The organism is Kitasatospora terrestris, assembly GCF_039542905.1.
Lineage (GTDB): Bacteria > Actinomycetota > Actinomycetes > Streptomycetales > Streptomycetaceae > Kitasatospora > Kitasatospora terrestris.
This window is the reverse complement of record NZ_BAABIS010000001.1, coordinates 4,821,671-4,840,629: the sequence shown is the minus strand read 5'-3', so window position 1 is coordinate 4,840,629 and position 18,959 is coordinate 4,821,671. Positions and strand designations below refer to the sequence as shown.

Genomic DNA, 18,959 nt, shown 5'->3' with positions numbered 1-18,959 from the left:
AGGGCGTCTCAGACCTTGGTCACGTCGGCCTGCGGCTGCGCCAGTCGGGAGTGCTTGACGCTGTAGCCGAAGTACACCAGCACGGCCACCGCCAGGCTGACGCCGAAGGCGATGAAGGTGTCCCGGTGCAGGCCGGTGATCAGGTAGATGCAGAAGCCGACGCTGGCCAACGGGACGACCGGGTACAACGGGACTTTGAAGCCGCGCTCCAGGTCGGGCCTGGTCCGGCGGAGGACGATCACGCCGATGCTGACCACGGTGAAGGCGACCAGGGTGCCCAGCGAGGTCATGTCGGCGAGCAGCTTCAGCGGGAAGAACGCGGCGAGCAGCGCGACGGCCGCGCCGACCACCCAGGTGTTCCAGACCGGCGTGCCGGTGCGCGGGGAGAGCCGGGCGAAGCGCTCGGGCAGCATGCCGTCGCGGCCCATCGCGTAGAGGATCCGGGTCTGACCGTAGATCACCACCAGGGTGATCGAGAAGATCGACACGATGGCGCCGAGCGCGAAGACGATGGCCGGCCAGCTCTGCCCGGTGACGTTCTGCAGGATCTGCGCGAGACCCGCCTCCTGGCCCTCGAACTGCTCCCAGGGCTGGGCGCCGACCGCGGTGATCGCGACCGCGACGTAGAGCAGGGTGACCACGACCAGCGAGATCACGATCGCCAGCGGCATGGTGCGGCGCGGGTTCCGGACCTCCTCACCGGCGGTGGAGACCGCGTCCAGGCCGATGAAGGAGAAGAAGATCGAGGAGGCGGCGACCTGGACGCCGGCCATGCCGAGCGGCATGAACGGGGTCAGGTTGCCGGAGGAGAAGCCGGTCAGGCCGACCACGACGAAGAGCACCAGGATGGCCAGCTTGATCGCCACCATCACGGCGTTCACCTTCGCCGACTCGCTGACGCCGCGGACCAGCAGCACCACGCACAGGGCCACCAGGACCACCGCGGGCAGGTTGACGTAGCCGCCGTCGCCGGGCGGCGCGGTGACCGCCGCCGGCAGGGTGAAGCCGAAGGCCAGGTCGAAGAACTGGTTGAGGTACTGCCCCCAGCTGACCGCGATCGCGGAGGCCGAGACGCCGTACTCCATCAGCAGGCACACGCCGACGCCGAAGGCGACGACCTCGCCCATGGTGGCGTACGCATAGGAGTACGAGGAGCCGGAGACCGGGATGGCGGAGGCCATCTCGGCGTAGCAGAGCGCGGTCAGGCCGGCGGTGACCGCGGCCAGCACGAAGGACAGGACGACGGCCGGTCCGGCCTCCGGGACGGAGGTGGAGAGCACGAAGAAGATGCCGGTGCCGACGGTGGCGCCGATGCCGATGGCGGAGAGCTGTCCGAGGCCGATGGAGCGGCGCAGGTGCCCCTGGCCCGTCCCCTCCTCGGCCGCGCCGCTCTCGGCGATCAGGGTGTCGACGGGCTTGCGCCTCAGCAGCCGCGCGCCGAGGGACTGGGTGGTGCTCACGAGGGTGGTTCTTTCTTGGTGAGGGTTGATCAAGCACGGACAGTACCAAACCTGTAGATGGCTGCTGATCAGCCACCGAGCACGGCCTGCATCACCGACCGGGCGATCGGCGCGGCCAGGCCGCCGCCGGTGACGTCGGTGGCGTCGCTGTCGGCGATCACCACGGCCACCGCCACCGGCGGGACGTCGTTCGACCCGGCGGGCTTCGCCCAGGAGATGAACCAGGCGTACGGGACGCCGCTGTTGTCCACCCCGTGCTGGGCGGTGCCGGTCTTGCCGCCGACGGTGGCGCCGGCGATCCGCGCGTTGCGGCCGGTCCCGTTCTGCACCACGTCCACCATCAACTGCTGGACCTGCCCGGCGACCGAGGGGCTGAGCGCCTGCCGGTAGGTGGCCGGGTGCATCACCTGGACGCTGGTGCCGTCGCTCTTGGCGAGCCTGTCCACGAGCTGCGGATGCATCACCCTGCCGTTGTTGGCGACGCCCGCCGCGACCATCGCCATCACCAGCGGGGTGGCGGCGGTGTCGTACTGGCCGATCGAGGAGAGCGCCACCTGCGACTGGTTCATCGAGGTGTCGAAGTTGGACCGGGCGGCGCGCACCGGGACGTCCAGCCGGGCGTCGTTGAAGCCGAAGCCCTCGGCCGTCGAGACCATCCGCTCCAGTCCGACCTGCACGCCCAGGTAGCCCATGACGCTGTTGCAGGAGTTGACCATCGCGGCCTCCAGCGACTGGTTCGGCTCGTTGCAGGCCGAGGTGTCGTTGTTCAGCGGCGTGGTGGTGCCCGGCATCACGTACGGGTACGGGGCGCCGGTCGGCGCGTCGACGTCGGTGACCACGCCGCTCGCCAGCGCCGCGGCGGCCGTCACCACCTTGAAGGTGGAGCCCGGCGGGTAGGTCTGGCGCAGCGCCCGGTTGAGCATCGGCTGGTTGGTGTCGGCCTGCAGCCTGTCCCAGGCCTGCTGGTCGGCGGCCGAGGAGCCGGCGAAGGTGCCGGGGTCGTAGGACGGCGTCGAGGCCAGCGCCAGGATCCGCCCGGTGGCCGGCTCGATCGCCGCGACCGCGCCCTGCTGGCCGCCCAGGCCCTTGATCGCGGCCTGCTGGGCGGCCTTGTCGATGGTGGTGTACACGTCGCCGCCGGGCTGCTGCCGGCGGGCGACCTCGTCCCACACCGCCCAGCTCGCCAGCCGGGGATCGGTGCCGGAGAGCAGGTCGTCGTAGATGCCCTCCAGCTGGGTGTTGCCGTAGGTCTGCGAGGAGTACCCGGTGACCGCCGCGTAGGTGGGGCCCGCGGTGTAGGTGCGCTCGTAGGCGTACTTGCCGCCGGTCGGGGCGGAGCCGGTGATCGGCTCGCCCGCCACCATGATGTTGCCGCGCGGCTGGGAGTAGCGCTCGATGGTGAGGCGCTGGTTGGCGCTGTTGTGGTCCAGCGCCTTCTTCTGGAAGACCTGCACCCGGGTGGCCTGCGCGGCCAGCGCGACGATCAGCACCAGGCAGAAGGTGCCGGCCCGCCGCCCGGTGGTGGAGATGCCCGGCAGGTCCTGCGGCTCGCCGTCGGCGGAGCGTTCGCGGGTACGGCGTCTCATGACCCCTCCGGTACGGCCTGGGCCGGCACCTCCGGCGCGGGCCGGCGCGCGCTGTCGCTCATCCGCACCAGCAGCGCCACGATGATCCAGTTGGTCACCACCGACGAGCCGCCCTGGGCGACGAAGGGCAGCGCCATGCCGGTCAGCGGGATGAGGTCGAGCACCCCGCCGGCCACCACGAAGACCTGCAGGCCGACGATCGAGGCCAGGCCGATCGCCAGCAGCCGGCCGAACGGGTCGCGCAGCGCGATCCCGGTCCTGAACCCCCGCGAGACCAGCAGCGCGTACAGCATCAGCACCGAGACCAGGCCGACCAGGCCGAGCTCCTCGCCGATGGTGGCCAGGATGAAGTCGGACTTGGCGGCGAAGCCGATCAGGATCGAGTGGCCGAGCCCGAGGCCGGTGCCGAGCAGGCCGCCCCAGGCGAAGGCGAACAGCGACTGGGCGATCTGGTTGGGCCCCTGGCCGGCGGCGATCGAGCCGAGCGGGTCCAGCCAGTCGGTGACCCGGCTGTGCACGTGCGGGGAGAACCGGCCCACCCCGACGGCGGCGACCGCCGCCAGGAAGAGGCCGATGGCGATCCAGCCACTGCGCGCGGTGGCCACGTACAGCATGATCACGAAGAGGCCGAAGAACAGCAGCGAGGTGCCGAGGTCGGTCTCCAGCACCAGCACGCCGACGAACGCCGCCCAGATCAGCAGCACCGGCCCGAGCACCCGCCCGTGCGGCAGCTGGAACCGCCGGATCCGCCGCCCGGTGAGCGCCAGCGCGTCCCGGCGGACCGCCAGGTACTCGGCGAAGAAGACCGCCAGCAGGATCTTGGCCAGCTCGCCCGGCTGGAAGGAGAGCGGGCCGAGCTGGATCCAGATCCGCGAGCCGTACACCGGCGGGAAGAAGATCGGCAGGATGAGCAGCACCAGCGCCACCAGCGCGCCGATGTACGCGTACCGCCGCAGCACCCGGTGGTCGCGCAGCAGCACCACCACCGCGATGAACAGCGCGACGCCGAGCGTCGACCAGAGCAGCTGGGTGGGCGCCGCGGAACTGCCCGGGGTGGCCAGGTCGAGGCGGTAGATGACGACCAGTCCGATGCCGTTCAGCAGCACCGCGATCGGCAGCGGCAGCGGGTCCGCGTACGGGGCGCGCCAGCGGACCACGCCGTGCGCGACCAGCGCCAGCGCACCGAGCGCGGCACCGTACCACGCCGTGTCGGGCGGTACGGTGCCGTCGGTGTTGACGCCGACCTCGATGTAGCCGAAGACCGCGATCAGGACGGCGGCCAGGACCAGGGCCAGTTCGGTGTTGCGCCGGGTCCTGACCGGCCGCCGGGCGGGCACGCCCGCCCTGACGGTCGCCGGGGAATTGGCCACTGAGGGTGGCGCTCGGTCAGACGCCGGCCGGCTGGGCGGCCTTGGCGATCTCCTTGAGGTGCTCCTCCTCCTCGTGGCTCAGCGAGGTCTGGATCAGCCGGCCGCCGAAGGCCGCCACCGCCGGGACCACCTTGTCCGCGGTGGCCTTGCGGACCAGCGCGAAGACCGCGGCGCCGCCCGGTTCGAGCTGCTCGCCGACCTGGCGCATGAAGTTGTCGTCCACGCCCACGTCGGTGGAGGCGCCGACCGCCGCGCCGGTCGCGCCGCCGACCGCCGCGCCCAGGAACGGCATGAAGAACAGCAGGCCGATCACCCCGCCCCAGAGCGCGCCGGACGCGGCACCGGCGCCGGTGGTGGACACCGCCTGGTGCAGCTTGACCTTCCCGTCGGCGCGGCGCTCGACCACGACGACGTCCTCCAGCTCGATCAGCTTCTGCTTCTGCAGGCCGACCAGCTCGTCCCGTACCTGCTGGGCGGTGGCGAGATCGGGGTACGCGATGGCGAACAGGTTGCTCACGGCGGGGTCCTTCCGACGCTGCGGACGTGACGGTCACCCAGCACCCTAGCCATGGTTTGCCATATTTATTCTCGTTCGTGCCGGTGTGTCCGATTTTTTGGCAGTTCAGGGAGGATCTGCCGCTTGGACGGGCGTGTTGCCGAAGGATTTTCGGCCTACGACTGGAAAACCCGAAAGTTCTGCCTCTTCTCAGCAGGGCATGGCGTACGGCATGATCCCCGGCGGTACCCCTCGACCCCAGGAGGAGTCTTGCCCAGGCTCGCCCTCGCCACCGCCGCCGCGCTCACCGCGCTGGCCGGCCTCGCCACCCCGGCGCTCGCCAAGCCCGCCCCCGGCGGACCCGTGACGCCGGTCGGCAGCGTCTTCATGGTCAACCCGGTGCAGTCCACCGGGAACGAGTCCCTCACCGACACCAAGGACGCCGCCACCGACGTCCCCGCCTCCGCCTACGCCGCGGTCGCCCTGCGCGGCCTCGACGGCAGCGGCCACCTCACCGGCCGGTGGGCCGCCGTCCGTTCCGAGACCGGCACCCCCGCGTACTCGGCCACCGGCGACTACCGGTACACCCGCGACGACGACCGCTTCGAGCAGGTGATGGCCTACTTCTGGGTCAACGAGGCCCAGGAGTACCTGCAGTCGCTCGGCTTCGGCAGCGAGCTGCCCGGTGCCAACAACCGGGTGCAGAACGTCCGGCTCAACCAGTGGGGCTCCGACAACTCCTTCTTCACCGACAAGAAGGACGAGATCCGCTTCGGCAAGGGCGGCGTCGACGACGCCGAGGACGCCGAGGTGATCGTCCACGAGTACGGCCACGCCGTGCACGAGGCCCAGGTGCCCGGGTTCGGCAGCTCTCCCGAGGCCGGCGCGATCGGCGAGGCCTTCGGCGACTACCTCGCCGTCGAGGTCTCCAATGCCGCCGACGCCCGCTACGGCTGGCCGCGCCTCACCCCCGACGCCTGCGTGGCCGACTGGGACTCCACCGGCTACACCCCCGGCCCGGTCCACTGCCTGCGCCACCTCGACACCGGCAAGACCTACGCCGACGTGGTCGGCGAGGTCCACGCCGACGGCGAGATCTGGTCCCAGGCCCTGTACGACATCCGCAAGGCGCTCGGTGCCCGCACCGCCGACCGCATCATCGTCAACGCCCAGTTCTCCTTCGCCCCGGACACCACCTTCGGCGCCGCGGCGCTGAAGACCGTGGCGACGGCCCGGCAGATGTACGGCGACGGCGCGGCCGAAACGGTCCGCCACGCCTTCACGGACCGCCGGATCCCGGGCCTGTAGGGCCCGGAACCCCCGGGTCTGCGCACGCCCCCTGCCTGCGCAGGCCCTACTCCTGGCGGCGGCCGGCGAGCAGTGCGGCCGCCGCCAGGGCAGCACCGGCGACCAGCAGCGCCTCCGGCAGCGCCAGGACGGGCAGGTGCAGGCGCTCGCGGCGCGAGGCGCCGATCAGCGCCCGCAGCACCAGGTTGGCCGGGGTGCCGGCCGTGACCAGCGCCAGCGTCGCCGCCGCCAGGCCCAGCGGGATCCCGTACTGCGCGCCCAGCACCACCGGGCGGTTGAACAGCGAGCCGATCGCCACGCCCGTCAGCACGCAGACCGCGGTGACCAGCAGGCCCGCCGGCACCGTCCACGCCCTGTCCGACCGCGCGTCCCCGGACATCAGCAGCACCGCCGCCAGCCCGAGCGCCCCGAGCGCCGAGGAGGTGAGCAGCGCCGCCAGCAGCGCCCCCAGGTGCGTCCGCACCGGGCCCGCCGCCGCCACCACGCAGGACCGCGCCGCCGCCGGCTCCGCCGTCACCGCGCAGCGCACCAGCCAGGCCGCCACCGGCACCAGCACCGCCCCCGAGAACGCCAGCGCCCCGAACGCCTCCTCCCCCGCGGACATCCCGACGACCAGCAGCAGCACGTACGCGAGGACCGGCGGCAGCCAGCGCTGCGACCGGAGCAGCAGCTCGGTGTAGTAGGCGACCAGGGCACCGAGCGGCGCGCGCGACCCCGCCGCCGCGACGCCCGCCGGTGAGGCCGGCTCCGGGCCGAAGGACGCGGCCGCCGGGGCCTGCGCCGCCGACCGCACCGGCCCCGGGCCGCCGTCCGACTCCCCCACCGCGCGGATGTGCGCGGGCGGATCGATCGTCAGGAGCCGCCGCAGCAGCGCGTCCGAGTGGCGGGCGTCCACCTCCAGCAGCGTCGCGCCGTCGGCCAACGGCTTGCGGGCCGGCGCCCCCGGCAGCCACTCGGGCACCGGCCCCTCGGCCTCGATCCGGACCAGCGGCCCGCCGGGCTGCTGCTCGGCGGGCCCGGCCGCCCGCAGCGTGCCGTCGACAACCGCGTACGCCGCGGTGGTCGTCCCCGCGAGCCGGTTGGGGTCGTGGTCGACGAACAGGACCCGGCCGCCGCCCGCCGTCCGCTCGGCGACCGCGGTGTCGAGCTCGGCGCGGGCCACCCGGTCGAGGCCGGTCCAGGCCTCGTCGAGGAGCAGCACGTCGGCCTCGGCGAGCAGCGCCTGCGCGACGGCGACCTTCTGGCAGGTGCCCTTGGAGAGCCGGGCGATCGGCGTCCCGCTCCGCCCGGCGATGCCGAAGCGCTCCAGCCAGTACCCGGCCCGCCGCTCGGCCTCGTCCCTGCGCAGCCCGTGGATCCGGCCCAGGTGCCGCAGGTAGCCGTGCGCGTGGAAGGGCAGCGCGGGCGGGAACCGCTCGGGCACGTACGCCCGCCGTCCGTCGACCACCACGTCGCCGGTGTCGGCCCGCTCGATCCCGGCGACCAGCCTCAGCAGGGTCGACTTGCCGCTGCCGTTCGGGCCCTCGATCCGGACCAGTTCACCCGACCCGACGGCGAGTTCCGCGTCGCGCAGGATCCAGGGCGTGCCCCGGCCGTACCGCTTCCCCACCGCACCGAGCCGCATCCGTCCCCCTCGCACCGTCCGGCCCCAGTGTGCCCCGGTGGCGGTAGGCCCGGGGTAAGCCGGTGAACTGATGCTCCATAGGATGCGGCCGTGATCACGACGAAACGACGATGGCCGGTCCGACCGGCGAGCCTGCTGGGAGCTCTGGCGATCACCGCCGGTGCCGTCCTCGCGGGCCTGCCGGCCCACGCCGACGAACCCGGCGCTCCGGCGGCAGCCGCCGAACCCCCCAAGGTCGACCTGGTCCTGGACGTCAGCGGCTCCATGCGGGCCACCGACATCCAGGGCAAGAGCCGCCTGGCGGTCGCCCAGCAGTCCCTGAACGAGGTGATCGACGCCCTGCCGGCGGAGACCGAGTTCGGCATCCGGACGCTCGGCGCGACCTACGCGGGCGACAACAAGACCGAGGGCTGCAAGGACACCAAGCAGCTCTACCCGGTGGGGAAGACCGACAAGGTCGAGGCGAAGACCGCCGTCGCCACCCTGCGGCCCAGCGGCTGGACGCCGATCGGCCTGGCCCTGCGCGGCGCCGCCCAGGACCTGGGCACCGGCCCGACCACCCGCCGGATCGTCCTGATCACCGACGGCGAGGACTCCTGCGCCCCGCCGGACCCGTGCGACGTGGCCCGCGAACTCGCCGCCCAGGGCATCCACCTGGTCGTCGACACGCTCGGCCTGGCGCACGACGACAAGACCCGCCAGCAGCTGCTGTGCATCGCCAACGCGACCGGCGGCACCTACACCGACGTCCGCACCCAGGAGCAGCTGACCCAGAAGGTCAAGCAGCTGGTCGGCCGGGCCGGCGAGACCCACGCGGTGACGCCCGCCAGGACGACCGGCACCGACAAGTGCGAGACCGCCCCGCTGCTCGGCCCCGGCGTCTACACCGACCGGCAGAAGTTCTCCGAGCACCGGGTCTACCGGGTGCCGGTGAAGCCCGGTCAGGAGCTGCGCGCCTCCGTCTCGGTCACCCCGGACCGGGCCGTCGCCCGGGACTACGGCGTCCTGCTGCAGGCCACCGACACGCACGGGCAGGAGCTGGTCCGCGGCACCGACGCGGGCAGCGGCCGCACCGACGTCGCCTCCACCGGTGTCCGCTGGTCCGCGGCGGACGACGACGGGGCCTCCGCCTCGCCGACCGGCACCGCGGCCGCCGGCACGACGGTCTGCCTGGTCGTCTCCAACTCCTTCGCCGGCCAGGCCGGCGTCCAGGCCGACCCCGGTCTGCCGCTGGAGCTGACCGTGGACGTGGCCGCCGCCTCGCCCGCGCCGGACGGCCCGGCGATGGGCCTGGGCCGCGGCTGGATCCTGCTGCTGGTCCTCACCCTGGCCGGCCTGCTCACCGGCCTGGTCTTCGGCTGGGTGGCACGCTGGCGGATCGCCGTCTGGCGGGAGAACTGACGATGCGTACTTCCATCCGCGCCGCCCTGCCCGCCCTGGTGCTGGGTCTGACCGCGCTCACCGCCCCGGCCGCCGTCGCGGCCTCGCCCTCGCCGTCCCCCTCGGCCTCCGCCTCCGGCGGCTCCGCGGCCAAGGCACCGCTGAACTCGGCCGGGACCAGCTTCCTGACCGCGACCACGCTGGCGCCCGGACAGGACGCCTCCGTCGCCGCCTCCACCGGTGACTACCTCTACTGGGCGTTCGCCGCCTCGGAGGGGCAGACCGACACCGTCCGGGTCGACGTGGAGCTCCCGCCGTCCGCCGACCGGCACGGCGCGCAGACCTGGACGGTGGAGCTGTTCGACGGCCTGCGCCGCCGGCAGTCCTGCACCGCCGGGCCGCAGAACGCCACCGCCGAGCAGAGCGCCGCCACGGTGACGGTCGCCTGCACCCTGCGGCAGATCCGTTCCTGGGCCGAACCGTGGTCCGGCGACCCGCTGCCGGGCACGTACTACGTCCGGCTCTCGGTGGGCGACGTGCCGCAGGCCGACCTCGGCCTCGCCGCGCAGGTGAAGCTGCACGTCGGCGCCAAGGGCGGCGCGGACGACGCGCAGCCCGAGGGCGGCTCGCTGAAGGCGCCGCTGGTCCCGCCGGTCAACCCCGGCTCCACCGCCGCCGCCTCCGCCCCGGCCGCCGGCGCGTCCGCCGCCCCGTCGGCCGGCGCCCCGCACGCGGCGGCTCCGGCCGAGCCCGAGTCCCACTGGTACTCGGACCTGTTCTCCGGCTGGAACACCCGCTGGTGGTGGACGATCGCCGGCGGCGCCCTCGCCGCGCTGGCCGGTGTCGCGGGCTACCGCCTCACCCGCCACCCGCGCGGCCACCGCCCCACCGGCGCGCCGGTCCCCCGCCAGGCCGCCCCGGCCCCCCAGCCGCCGGCCCCGGCGCCGTACGACCCGTACCGCAACTGACGGCTGCCACGCGACCGGCCCGGGAGCAGGGGTGCTCCCGGGCCGGTGCCGTACCCGGGCTCAGCGCGAGGCGGCCGCCAGGTCGGCGAGGAGGCGGGCGGCCGAGGTGCCGAGGCCGGACGGGGCGCCGACGGCCGGACGGGGCGGGGCCTCGACGGGGGCACGGCCGCTCTCCAGCTCGGCGTCCGGGTAGCGGCGGGTCTCCCGGTGCCAGGTGAGGACGGCGGCCATCCAGTCCTGCAGCTCGCCCAGGTAGTCGTCGAGGGCCTGCCGGGCTTCGGCGCCGAGCGCGAGGTCGTCCTTGAGCAGCGGGAGCTCACCGCTGATCAGGTGCTCGAACTGGCGCATCCGGGAGTCGACGAGGTCGGTGACGATGTGCAGCGCCTGCGGCCGCTCGCAGCCGAAGAAGTTCTCCACCACCCGCACCAGGTTGTGGAACTCGCCCTCGAACTCGACCTCCTTGCGGTACGAGAACACGTCGTTGACCAGCCCGCCGTGATCGGCGGCGGCGTGCTCCAGCGCCTCCACGGTGCCGCTGGAGAGCACCGCGTCCGGCAGGGCGCCGCCGTGGCCGAGCCGGGCCAGGCCCATGGTGAGGTCGGCGCCGAAGGTCGCGCGGCGCATCTCGATGTAGTCGACCGGATCGGGGATGCGGTTCTGCGCCTGGTTGGCGAGCTCCCACAGCCAGCTGTCCAGCATCACCTCGACGGCCCGCCGGAACGTCCGCCGCCCGCCCGGGCCCAGCGGCCCGGCGGTGCGCTCCCAGAGGTCGGCGAGGCCGCGCTCCAGCGCGTTCAGCGGCGCGGTGCCGGCCGGGCCGTCCAGCGGCATCAGCGCGCGCAGCCGCTCGTTGGCCAGCCGGGCGCCGACCAGGTCGCGGCCGCGCCCGAACACCGCCGGGTAGTAGTCGTCGGCGTAGGTGCCCCAGCTGAGCCAGGCGGAGCTCAGGTCGAGCTCCTCGGCGGTGGCGTCGGGGTCGATGCCCGCCGCGCAGAGCGCGAAGTCGAACCCCCGCAGCTTCGGCTCGTCCCAGAGGTCGGAGGCCGGCACGCCGGGCTGCGGCTCCAGCAGCCCGATCCGGTCCGACCACTCGACGACGCCGCGGCGGGCCGCGTCCAGGTGCGGGTTGAGCCGGGTCGGGTACGGCATGTGCAGCTCGGGCGGCCGCCCAGTCGGTCCGACCTCCCGGCGCGGGACGTGGGCGACGCTGCGCAGCCCGGGGACGCCCGCCGCGAGGCGGATGCTCGCCGCCGAGGTGCCGAGGCCGGTCGGGGCGAGCGCGGGCGCCCCGGCGCCGCCGCCGTTCATGTAGCGGCTGGAGCGCAGGTGCCACTCGTGGCCGCCGGACTGCCAGTCCTGCAGGCCCTTCACGTAGCCGGCGACCCGCCCGCACTCCTCGGGGCTCAGACCGAACTCCAGCATCAGCGGCGGCACTTCGGTCAGCGCGGTGTTCTCGAACTGCTGCAGCCGGGAGGTCAGCAGGTCGTTCACCGAGTCCGCCGCCTGCTGGGTCGAGCAGCCGAGGAAGGTCTCCAGGACCAGCACCCCGTTGCTCAACTCGCCTTCGTCACCGATCTCCCGCTCGTACGAGAACAGGTCGTTGCGCAGGTGCACCGCGTCCGAGAAGGCGTCGCGCAGCACCCGCAGCGGCCGCGAGTGCGCCACCGACGCCGGGACCTCGGCCTGCGCCGCGAACTCCACCAGGCCGGCCGACCAGGGCGCGCCGCCGACCTTGCGGCGCATCTCGATGTACTCGACCGGGTTGGCGATCCGGCCCTCGTCGATGTTGGACAGCTCCCACAGCGACTCGTTCAGCAGGTGGCGGGTCGACTCGGCGAACCGGGCCCGCCAGTCGGCCGACATGTGCGGGACCGTCCGCCGCCAGAGGTCCGCCAGGCCCGCCTCGACCGGATTGGTCGGCTCCGGGAAACCGGCCGCGAGGTCCATCGGCATGAACGCCGGCAGCCGGTCCAGGTACGCCTTGCCGCCCTCGCGGTCCAGCGTCCGCTTGAACATCTCCAGGAAGTGGTCGTCGAAGAAGAACACCCAGGTGTACCAGTCGGTCACCAGGGACAGCGCCTCGGCGTCGCAGTCGGGGTGGGTGCAGGAGCAGAGCAGCGCGTAGTCGTGCGAGTCGAGGTCGTGCTCCTCCCAGACGCCCGAGCCCTCCAGCATCCCCAACCCCCGTGCCCACGCCTTGGTGTGCACCCGCGCCTGCTCGTAGTGCGGATTGGTCCGCGCCGGGTACGGCACGTAGAAATCCGGAAGTTCGAACGGCTGCGCCACTGGTACCGCCCCATCGTCGAGTCCACCACGTCCCTGCCGTCCCGAGCCTGCACCGTCCCCCCTCCCCCAATACGCCTTCCACACGGGAAAACCACCCCATCGAGCGACACCCGGGCAGCACGGGCTTCTCCGCCCTCACCGACGGACGCGCCGGACCGGCCTGACAGGCGGTCGGGAAAACAGAAATCCCGCCCGGTCCAGTGGACCGAGCGGGATTTCCCGTTGGGTGGAGCTGAGGGGATTCGAACCCCTGACCCCCTCGATGCGAACGAGGTGCGCTACCGGACTGCGCCACAGCCCCAACGAGAAGAAACTCTATCACCTCCGCGGACCCGCCCGTGACCACCACCGGACGCGGGTCGCCCCGCCGTCGGACCGGTGGTCCGGGGCGGGGCGGGGCGGTCATTCGTTGGCGGCGCGGGGGCGGGGCGCGTAGTCCTCTGCGGCCGGAGGCGGGGCCGGGTCGGCGTACTGGTCGAAGAGCTGGGTGCCCGGCGCGGCAGCCTGGCGGCCGGAGTCCCAGGTGCCCGGCGCGCCGAGGTCGAGGTTGCGGGTGACCCGCGGGGCGACCGGGGCGGTCACGTAGGTGGGCAGCGGGACCGGGACGGGCTCCCAGGAGTCGGGGCCGGCGGCGGCGCGCTCGCGCATGCCGTCGACCCACTCCTCGTGCTCGGTGGCGTCGGCGACGGCCGAGGCCGGGTGCTCGGGCTCGGTGGCGAGCCGCAGGTGCGGCCGGGCCGGCTCGGCGGGGCCGGCGGGCTCGGGGTCGGCCGGTGCGGCCGGGGCCGCGGTGGCCCGGGCGGTCGCGGGCTCGGCGTCCTGCCGCTCCCGGGCGCGGGCGCGGAACCGCTCGGCGGCCTGCGCGGCGCGGACCCGGTCGAGCTTGACCTCGTACCGCTGGCGCTCCAGCCGGCGCAGGTGGCCGATGTAGGCGGTGAGCAGGACGGCGGGGAGCGCGGGCACCCAGATGAAGGCGATCCCGGCCACCGCCGCGACGATCGCGCCGAGCGCGAAGGCGACGAACAGCAGGGTGACCATACGGCGGCGGCGGGCGAGCAGCCGGGCGCGGCGCTCGGCGGACTGCCGGTGCTCGTCCTGCCGGGCGGCGCGTTCGGCCCGTTCGGCCCGCTCCTCCCGTTCGGACCGCGGCTCGCGGGCGGCTCCGGCGGACCGGTCGGCGCGGGACGCCTCGGTGCCGGTCGCCCCGGTGGTCGGCGGCGCGGGCACGGCCGCGGGCGCGGCGTCGGGGCCCGCCGCCGCGGCGGTCGGCCCGGTCGGCGCGGGGGACGCCTCGGTCGCGCCCGGCTCCTCCGCCTCGGAGGGTTCGGACGCGTCCGCGGACGCGGGGTCGCTGTCGTCGTCGCGGTGCTGGTCGTCGAGGGCTCGGGCCGCGCGCCGCTCCATGGCCGACCGTCCGGCCAGCAGGCGGATCGCGGTGCTGAAGCGTTCCGTCGGACGGGACTCGTTGAGCTCGTCCTGCCTGCGGAGCCACATCGGCACCAGATAGGCAGCCCAGGCCCCTACGATGACCGCGTAGATAAGGCCGCTACTGCTCACGTTTCACACGGTACGGGCGCCGGGGAAGGGCTGGCAGCAATTTGGGGCGGCGTGTCGTTCGATCAAGCTGATTCTCCGACTATTTTGCCGGTATTTGTGGCGGCTCGCCCCGGGCGCGATGCCATATTGATATCTATTTCGAACAGATATTCAATTTACCGGTCGGCGGCGGTTCCTGATGGCGCGCCAGCGCGGCATCAGCCCCTCCGGGACCTCCTCGGCGGTGAGCGCGTACACCAGGTGGTCCCGCCAGTCGCCGTCGATGTGGAGGTAGCGGGGGCGCAGGCCCTCCTCGCGGAAGCCGAGCTTCTCGACCACGCGCCGGCTGGGCCGGTTCTCGGGGCGGATGCAGACCTCGATCCGGTGGAGTCCGAGGTCGAGGAAGCAGTGGTCGACGGCGAGGGCCACGGCGGTGGGCATGATGCCGAGTCCGGCGACGGCCTCGTCGATCCAGTAGCCGACGTTGGCGGAGCACATGGAGCCCCAGGTGATGCCGCCGACGGTGAGCTGGCCGACCAGGGTGCCGCGGTGCAGGACGACGAACGGGAGCATCCGGCCGGCGGCGGCCTCGCCGCGCAGGTAGCGGACCATCTGCCGGTAGGTGGGCCGCGGCGCGGCGGACCGGCCGGCCGGGGCGGGCGGCACGGTGGCCTCCCAGCGCCGCAGCCAGTCGCGGTTGCGCCGGCTGACCTCCTGCCAGGAGCGCTGGTCGCGGGCCCGGATCGGGCGCAGCTCGACGTCGCCCTCGCGCAGATCGACCGGCCAGCCGGCGTTCAGCTCGTACTCCCCTCGTCCGCCCCGGCTCCGTCGGCCGGGCGCGGGTGGTCGCCGCCGCCGAGCTGGTCGACGGCGTGGGCGAGCAGCGGTTCGAGGACCGCCAGGCCGTCCTTGACGCCGCCGGTGGACCCGGGCAGGTTGACGATCAGGGTACGTCCGGCGAGGCCGGCGAGGCCGCGCGACAGGGCGGCGGTGGGCACCTTGTCGCGGCCGTACGCCCGGACGGCCTCGGCGATGCCGGGGATCTGCCGGTCGATGACCCGGGCGGTCATCTCGGGGGTGAGGTCCATGGGGGAGATCCCGGTGCCGCCGGTGGTGAGGACGACGTCGTACCCGGCGGCGACGGCCTCGCGCAGCGCCTCCTCGACGGGGGCGCCGTCCGGGACGACCCGGGGGCCGTCGACGGTGAAGCCCATCCCGCGCAGGCCGGCGACCAGCAGCGGGCCGCCCTTGTCCTGGTAGACGCCGGCGGAGGCCCGGTTGGAGACGGTGACGGCGAGCGCGCGCATCACGCCTCCCGCTGCCAGTCGCCGCTCTTGCCGCCGGTCTTGGTGAGCACCCGGACGTCCTCGATGCTCGCCGCCTTGTCGACGGCCTTGACCATGTCGACGACGGTGAGGCCGGCGACGGCCACGGCGGTGAGCGCCTCCATCTCGACGCCGGTGCGGTCGGCGGTCCGCACGGTGGCGGTGATCTCGACGGCCTCGTCGGTGACCGCGAGGTCGACCTTGACGCCGGAGATGGCGATCGGGTGGCAGAGCGGGATCAGGTCGGGGGTCTTCTTGGCGCCCATGATCCCGGCGATCCGGGCGACCGCGAGGGCGTCGCCCTTGGGGACGCCCTCGCCGCGCAGCAGTTCGACGACGCGCGCCGAGACCCGGACCCGCCCGGCGGCGACCGCGGTGCGCACGGTGGTGGCCTTCTCGGAGACGTCGACCATGCGGGCGGCGCCGGTGTCGTCGACGTGGGTGAGGCGGTCGCCGGGGGGTGTGTCGGTCACGGGGTGGCTCCATGCAGCGCGGGTCGAATACCGCGCTACCGTACAGCCCCGACCCGGTCAGTCCGTGAGAAGGACCACATCGAGGACGGTGCCCGCGTCGAGCGAGGTGGTCTCCTCGGGGACGGTGATCAGGCAGTTGGCCCGGGCGAGCGCGCCGACCAGGTGGGAGCCCTCGCCGCCGACCGGGGACACCGTGCCGTCCGCGTACCGGCCGCGCAGGAACTGCCGGCGCCCGGCGGGCGAGCGCAGCGCGGCGGTGCAGGTGGCCCGGACCACCGGGCGGTGCACGTCGGGGGCGCCGAGCATGGTGCGGATCACCGGGCGGACGAAGAGCTCGAAGGAGATGTACGAGCTGACCGGGTTGCCGGGCAGGGCGAGCAGCGGGACGCCGCCGGTGCCGCCGAGCCGCCCGAAGCCCTGCGGCTTGCCGGGCTGCATCCGCAGCCGCCGGAAGTCGACGCCGCCGTAGGACTCGAAGACCTCCTTGACCACGTCGTACGCGCCGACGCTGACGCCGCCGCTGGTGACGATCAGGTCGGCGCGGCCGAGCTGGTCCTCCAGCACGGCGCGCAGGGTGGCCGCGTCGTCGGGGACGCCGCCGACCCGGTAGGCGATGGCGCCGGCGTCGCGGGCGGCGGCGGTGAGGGTGAAGGAGTTGGAGTCGGAGATCTGGCCGGGGCCGATCGGGTCGCCGGGCCGGACCAGTTCGCTGCCGGTGGAGAGCACGACCACGCGCGGGCGGGGCCGCACCCGGACGGTGCCGCGGCCGATCGCGGCGAGCAGGCCGAGCTGGGTGGGGCCGAGCACGGTTCCGGCCTCCAGCACCTGCTCGCCCGCGGTGATGTCGCTGCCGCGGCGGCGGATGTGGGCGCCCTCGGAGACCGGTCGCAGCACCCGCACCTCGTCGCCGGTGCCGGTGCCGGAGGCGGCGCCCATCGAGTCGGCGGCCCGGCCGGTGCCGGTGCCGCCGTCGGTCCACTCGACCGGGGCGACGGCCTCGGCGCCGGGGGGCAGCGGGGCTCCGGTCATGATCCGGGCGGCCTGCCCGGGGCCGACCTTGGGGAGGTCGCCTGCGCCGGCGGCGATGTCGCCGACCACCGCGAGCACCGAGGGGTACTCCTCGGTGGCGCGGGCGGTGTCGGCGGTGCGGACCGCGTAGCCGTCCATCGAGCTGTTGTCGAAGGGCGGCAGGTCGACGCCGGCGGCCACGTCCTCGGCGAGCCGGCAGCCCTGGGCGTCGAGCAGCTGGAGCTCGATCGCGGGCAGCGGGCCGACCGCGGCGAGGACGTCGGCGAGGTGCTCGTCGACGGTCCAGTAGCGGGGCGACGCCGGGGCCGGGGTGCCCTCGCAGCAGCTGTCGGTGGTCCCGGTCATCGCCTCACTCGCCTTCGTCGTGGGTCAGCCCTGCATCTCGCCGGCGACGAACTGCGTGAGCCAGCTCCGGAACTCCGGGCCCAGGTCCTCACGCTCGCACGCCAGTCGGACGATAGCGCGAAGGTAGTCGGCGCGGTCGCCCGTGTCGTAGCGGCGACCCTTGAAGAGCACGCCGTGGACGGGGCCGCCGGCGTCCTCGTCGCGGGTGGCGAGCTCGCGCAGCGCGTCGGTCAGCTGGATCTCGCCGCCGCGGCCGGGCTCGGTCTCGCGCAGCACGTCGAAGACGGCCGGGTCGAGCACGTACCGGCCGATGACGGCGTAGTTGGACGGTGCGTCGGCGGTGTCCGGCTTCTCGACCAGGTCGGTGATCCGGAAGACGTCCTCGCCGAGGCCGTTGGGCTTGACCGCGGCGCAGCCGTAGAGGTGGATCTGCGCGGGGTCGACCTCCATCAGCGCGACGACCGAGCCGCCGAGCTCCTGCTGGACCTCGATCATGCGGGAGAGCAGCGGGTCGCGCGGGTCGATCAGGTCGTCGCCGAGCAGGACCGCGAAGGGCTGGCCGGCGACGTGCTGCTCGGCGACCGAGACGGCGTGGCCGAGGCCCTTGGGGTCGCCCTGGCGGACGTAGTGCATGTTGGCCAGCTGGACGGACTCCTGCACCCGGCGGAGGCGGTCGTGGTCACCCTTGCGGGTGAGCAGCTCCTCCAGCTCGTACGCCCGGTCGAAGTGGTCCTCCAGGGCCCGCTTGTTGCGGCCGGTGACCATCAGTATGTCGGAGAGCCCGGCGGCGGCGGCCTCCTCGACGACGTACTGGATGGCCGGCTTGTCGACGACCGGCAGCATCTCCTTGGGGGTCGCCTTGGTCGCCGGGAGGAAGCGGGTCCCGAGGCCGGCGGCCGGGACGACGGCCTTGGTGACAGGGGTGCGGGCGTTCGTCTTCGTCATGCGTTGACCTTACTGAGGCATGGTTTCCGCCTGGCTGAGAGCGGAGTGAAGCGGCTGTGAGAGACCGCCTGACACCCTACCGGGCTTCTGCGGCGGATTTTCCGCGCGGTTGAGGGCTCCGCGCCAGCAGTCGCCGCCCTCGGCGCGGGCGGCGGCGAGGGCCCGGTCGGCGGCGCGCAGCAGCGGGGCGGCGTGCGAGCCGTCGCGGGGCAGCACGGCGACGCCGATGGCGGCGGTGAGGCCGCTGCGGGCGCCGGGGTCGGGCTCGGCGGGGGTGGCCGGCGTCCAGTTGAGCAGCCGGTGGCGGCGGACCGTCCAGCACAGCCGTTCGGCGACCTGCACGGCGCCCTCGACCCCGGTGTCGGGCAGCAGCACCAGGAATTCCTCGCCGCCGTACCGGCCGAGGGTGTCGGAGCGGCGGATCTCCAGGCCGAGCCGCTGGGCGAGGTCGCGCAGCACGGCGCCGGCCCGGGTGCGGCCGTGCTCGGCGACCACCGCGTCGAAGCCGGCGATCTGCAGCATCAGCACCGCGAGCGGGCGGGGTTCGGCGGCGGCCGCCTCGGCGCGGCGGGACCGCTCGATCTCGCGGTCCAGGGTGATCTGCAGGTGGCGGTAGTTCCAGACGCCGGTGAGCGGGTCGCAGGAGGCGGTGCGCCGGAGCTCGTCGCGCTCCTGCTCCAGCTCGCAGATCCGTTCCTGCAGCCCGGCCTCCCGGGTGCGCGCGGCCGCCACGGTGCGGCGCAGCCGCAGTCCGTACCAGCCCGCGGCGACCAGCGCGGGCGCGCTGAGCCCGGCGAACGCCTGGACCAGGAGCGGGGTGGACATAGC

16 protein-coding genes and 1 tRNA gene are annotated in these 18,959 nt (G+C 74.0%); 3 read left to right on the top strand and 14 right to left on the bottom strand.

What is annotated here, in order from left to right; translation table 11 throughout:
- Nucleotides 1–8: 8 nt before the first annotated feature.
- The 4 genes from ABEB06_RS22405 to ABEB06_RS22390 all read right to left on the bottom strand — a co-directional run bounded on the left by ABEB06_RS22405 (nucleotide 9) and on the right by ABEB06_RS22390 (nucleotide 4,933).
- Nucleotides 9–1,460, bottom strand: a complete 1,452-nt coding sequence (locus ABEB06_RS22405; protein ID WP_345698666.1) for an APC family permease — start codon at nucleotides 1,458–1,460, stop codon at nucleotides 9–11.
- Between the two features lie 68 nt (nucleotides 1,461–1,528).
- The gene (locus ABEB06_RS22400) at nucleotides 1,529–3,046 is read right to left on the bottom strand and encodes a penicillin-binding transpeptidase domain-containing protein (protein ID WP_345698665.1); all 1,518 of its coding nucleotides are present in this window, start codon (nucleotides 3,044–3,046) and stop codon (nucleotides 1,529–1,531) included.
- Nucleotides 3,043–4,416, bottom strand: a complete 1,374-nt coding sequence (locus tag ABEB06_RS22395; protein ID WP_345698663.1) for an FtsW/RodA/SpoVE family cell cycle protein — start codon at nucleotides 4,414–4,416, stop codon at nucleotides 3,043–3,045. The genes ABEB06_RS22400 and ABEB06_RS22395 overlap by 4 nt, the downstream gene beginning before the upstream one ends.
- Nucleotides 4,417–4,432: 16 nt before the next feature.
- Nucleotides 4,433–4,933, bottom strand: a complete 501-nt coding sequence (locus ABEB06_RS22390) for a DUF1269 domain-containing protein (RefSeq protein ID WP_345698662.1) — start codon at nucleotides 4,931–4,933, stop codon at nucleotides 4,433–4,435.
- Between the two features lie 249 nt (nucleotides 4,934–5,182).
- Between ABEB06_RS22390 and ABEB06_RS22385 the strand changes: the two genes are divergently transcribed.
- Nucleotides 5,183–6,220 (top strand): M4 family metallopeptidase, encoded by a 1,038-nt coding sequence (locus tag ABEB06_RS22385; protein ID WP_345698661.1) that lies wholly within the window; start codon nucleotides 5,183–5,185, stop codon nucleotides 6,218–6,220.
- Between the two features lie 46 nt (nucleotides 6,221–6,266).
- On the opposite strand, the gene ABEB06_RS22380 is transcribed toward ABEB06_RS22385, so the two are convergent.
- A complete protein-coding gene (locus ABEB06_RS22380) occupies nucleotides 6,267–7,844 on the bottom strand; it encodes an ABC transporter ATP-binding protein (RefSeq protein WP_345698660.1) in 1,578 nt (525 codons plus the stop codon).
- Between the two features lie 93 nt (nucleotides 7,845–7,937).
- On the opposite strand from ABEB06_RS22380, the gene ABEB06_RS22375 reads away from it, so the two are divergent.
- Nucleotides 7,938–9,245: a VWA domain-containing protein gene (locus tag ABEB06_RS22375; protein ID WP_425559796.1), complete on the top strand. Its 1,308-nt coding sequence runs from the start codon at nucleotides 7,938–7,940 to the stop codon at nucleotides 9,243–9,245.
- Between the two features lie 2 nt (nucleotides 9,246–9,247).
- Nucleotides 9,248–10,192 (top strand): peptidase, encoded by a 945-nt coding sequence (locus ABEB06_RS22370; protein WP_345698659.1) that lies wholly within the window; start codon nucleotides 9,248–9,250, stop codon nucleotides 10,190–10,192.
- A 60-nt stretch (nucleotides 10,193–10,252) separates the two neighbouring features.
- On the opposite strand, the gene ABEB06_RS22365 is transcribed toward ABEB06_RS22370, so the two are convergent.
- The 9 genes from ABEB06_RS22365 to ABEB06_RS22325 all read right to left on the bottom strand — a co-directional run bounded on the left by ABEB06_RS22365 (nucleotide 10,253) and on the right by ABEB06_RS22325 (nucleotide 18,956).
- A complete protein-coding gene (locus ABEB06_RS22365) occupies nucleotides 10,253–12,478 on the bottom strand; it encodes a terpene synthase family protein (protein ID WP_345698658.1) in 2,226 nt (741 codons plus the stop codon).
- A 227-nt stretch (nucleotides 12,479–12,705) separates the two neighbouring features.
- Nucleotides 12,706–12,779: transfer RNA gene (locus ABEB06_RS22360), tRNA-Ala, on the bottom strand.
- 101 nt (nucleotides 12,780–12,880) lie between these two features.
- Nucleotides 12,881–14,035: a divisome protein SepX/GlpR gene (gene sepX, locus ABEB06_RS22355; protein ID WP_345698657.1), complete on the bottom strand. Its 1,155-nt coding sequence runs from the start codon at nucleotides 14,033–14,035 to the stop codon at nucleotides 12,881–12,883.
- A gap of 150 nt (nucleotides 14,036–14,185) precedes the next feature.
- Nucleotides 14,186–14,812, bottom strand: a complete 627-nt coding sequence (locus ABEB06_RS22350; protein WP_345701942.1) for a GNAT family N-acetyltransferase — start codon at nucleotides 14,810–14,812, stop codon at nucleotides 14,186–14,188.
- Nucleotides 14,809–15,321, bottom strand: coding sequence for a MogA/MoaB family molybdenum cofactor biosynthesis protein (locus ABEB06_RS22345; RefSeq protein ID WP_345698656.1), 513 nt, complete (start codon nucleotides 15,319–15,321; stop codon nucleotides 14,809–14,811). Before ABEB06_RS22345 ends, ABEB06_RS22350 begins: the two co-directional genes overlap by 4 nt.
- The gene (moaC, locus tag ABEB06_RS22340; protein ID WP_425559795.1) at nucleotides 15,321–15,752 is read right to left on the bottom strand and encodes a cyclic pyranopterin monophosphate synthase MoaC; all 432 of its coding nucleotides are present in this window, start codon (nucleotides 15,750–15,752) and stop codon (nucleotides 15,321–15,323) included. Before moaC ends, ABEB06_RS22345 begins: the two co-directional genes overlap by 1 nt.
- A 117-nt stretch (nucleotides 15,753–15,869) precedes the next feature.
- On the bottom strand, nucleotides 15,870–17,186 hold the full coding sequence (gene glp, locus ABEB06_RS22335) for a molybdotransferase-like divisome protein Glp (protein ID WP_345698654.1): 1,317 nt from the start codon (nucleotides 17,184–17,186) through the stop codon (nucleotides 15,870–15,872).
- A 24-nt stretch (nucleotides 17,187–17,210) separates the two neighbouring features.
- On the bottom strand, nucleotides 17,211–18,131 hold the full coding sequence (gene galU, locus ABEB06_RS22330) for a UTP--glucose-1-phosphate uridylyltransferase GalU (RefSeq protein ID WP_345698653.1): 921 nt from the start codon (nucleotides 18,129–18,131) through the stop codon (nucleotides 17,211–17,213).
- 9 nt (nucleotides 18,132–18,140) lie between these two features.
- Nucleotides 18,141–18,956 (bottom strand): GGDEF domain-containing protein, encoded by an 816-nt coding sequence (locus ABEB06_RS22325; protein ID WP_345698652.1) that lies wholly within the window; start codon nucleotides 18,954–18,956, stop codon nucleotides 18,141–18,143.
- Nucleotides 18,957–18,959 lie beyond the last annotated feature (3 nt).

Excerpts from the sequence above, each read along its gene's own strand:
- moaC (WP_425559795.1), bottom strand. The coding sequence starts at position 15,752 with ATGGTCGACGTCTCCGAGAAGGCCACCACCGTGCGCACCGCGGTCGCC.
- ABEB06_RS22370 (WP_345698659.1), top strand. The coding sequence starts at position 9,248 with ATGCGTACTTCCATCCGCGCCGCCCTGCCCGCCCTGGTGCTGGGTCTG.
- galU (WP_345698653.1), bottom strand. The coding sequence starts at position 18,131 with ATGACGAAGACGAACGCCCGCACCCCTGTCACCAAGGCCGTCGTCCCG.
- ABEB06_RS22325 (WP_345698652.1), bottom strand. The coding sequence starts at position 18,956 with ATGTCCACCCCGCTCCTGGTCCAGGCGTTCGCCGGGCTCAGCGCGCCC.
- ABEB06_RS22380 (WP_345698660.1), bottom strand. The coding sequence starts at position 7,844 with ATGCGGCTCGGTGCGGTGGGGAAGCGGTACGGCCGGGGCACGCCCTGG.
- glp (WP_345698654.1), bottom strand. The coding sequence starts at position 17,186 with ATGACCGGGACCACCGACAGCTGCTGCGAGGGCACCCCGGCCCCGGCG.
- ABEB06_RS22345 (WP_345698656.1), bottom strand. The coding sequence starts at position 15,321 with ATGCGCGCGCTCGCCGTCACCGTCTCCAACCGGGCCTCCGCCGGCGTC.
- ABEB06_RS22400 (WP_345698665.1), bottom strand. The coding sequence starts at position 3,046 with ATGAGACGCCGTACCCGCGAACGCTCCGCCGACGGCGAGCCGCAGGAC.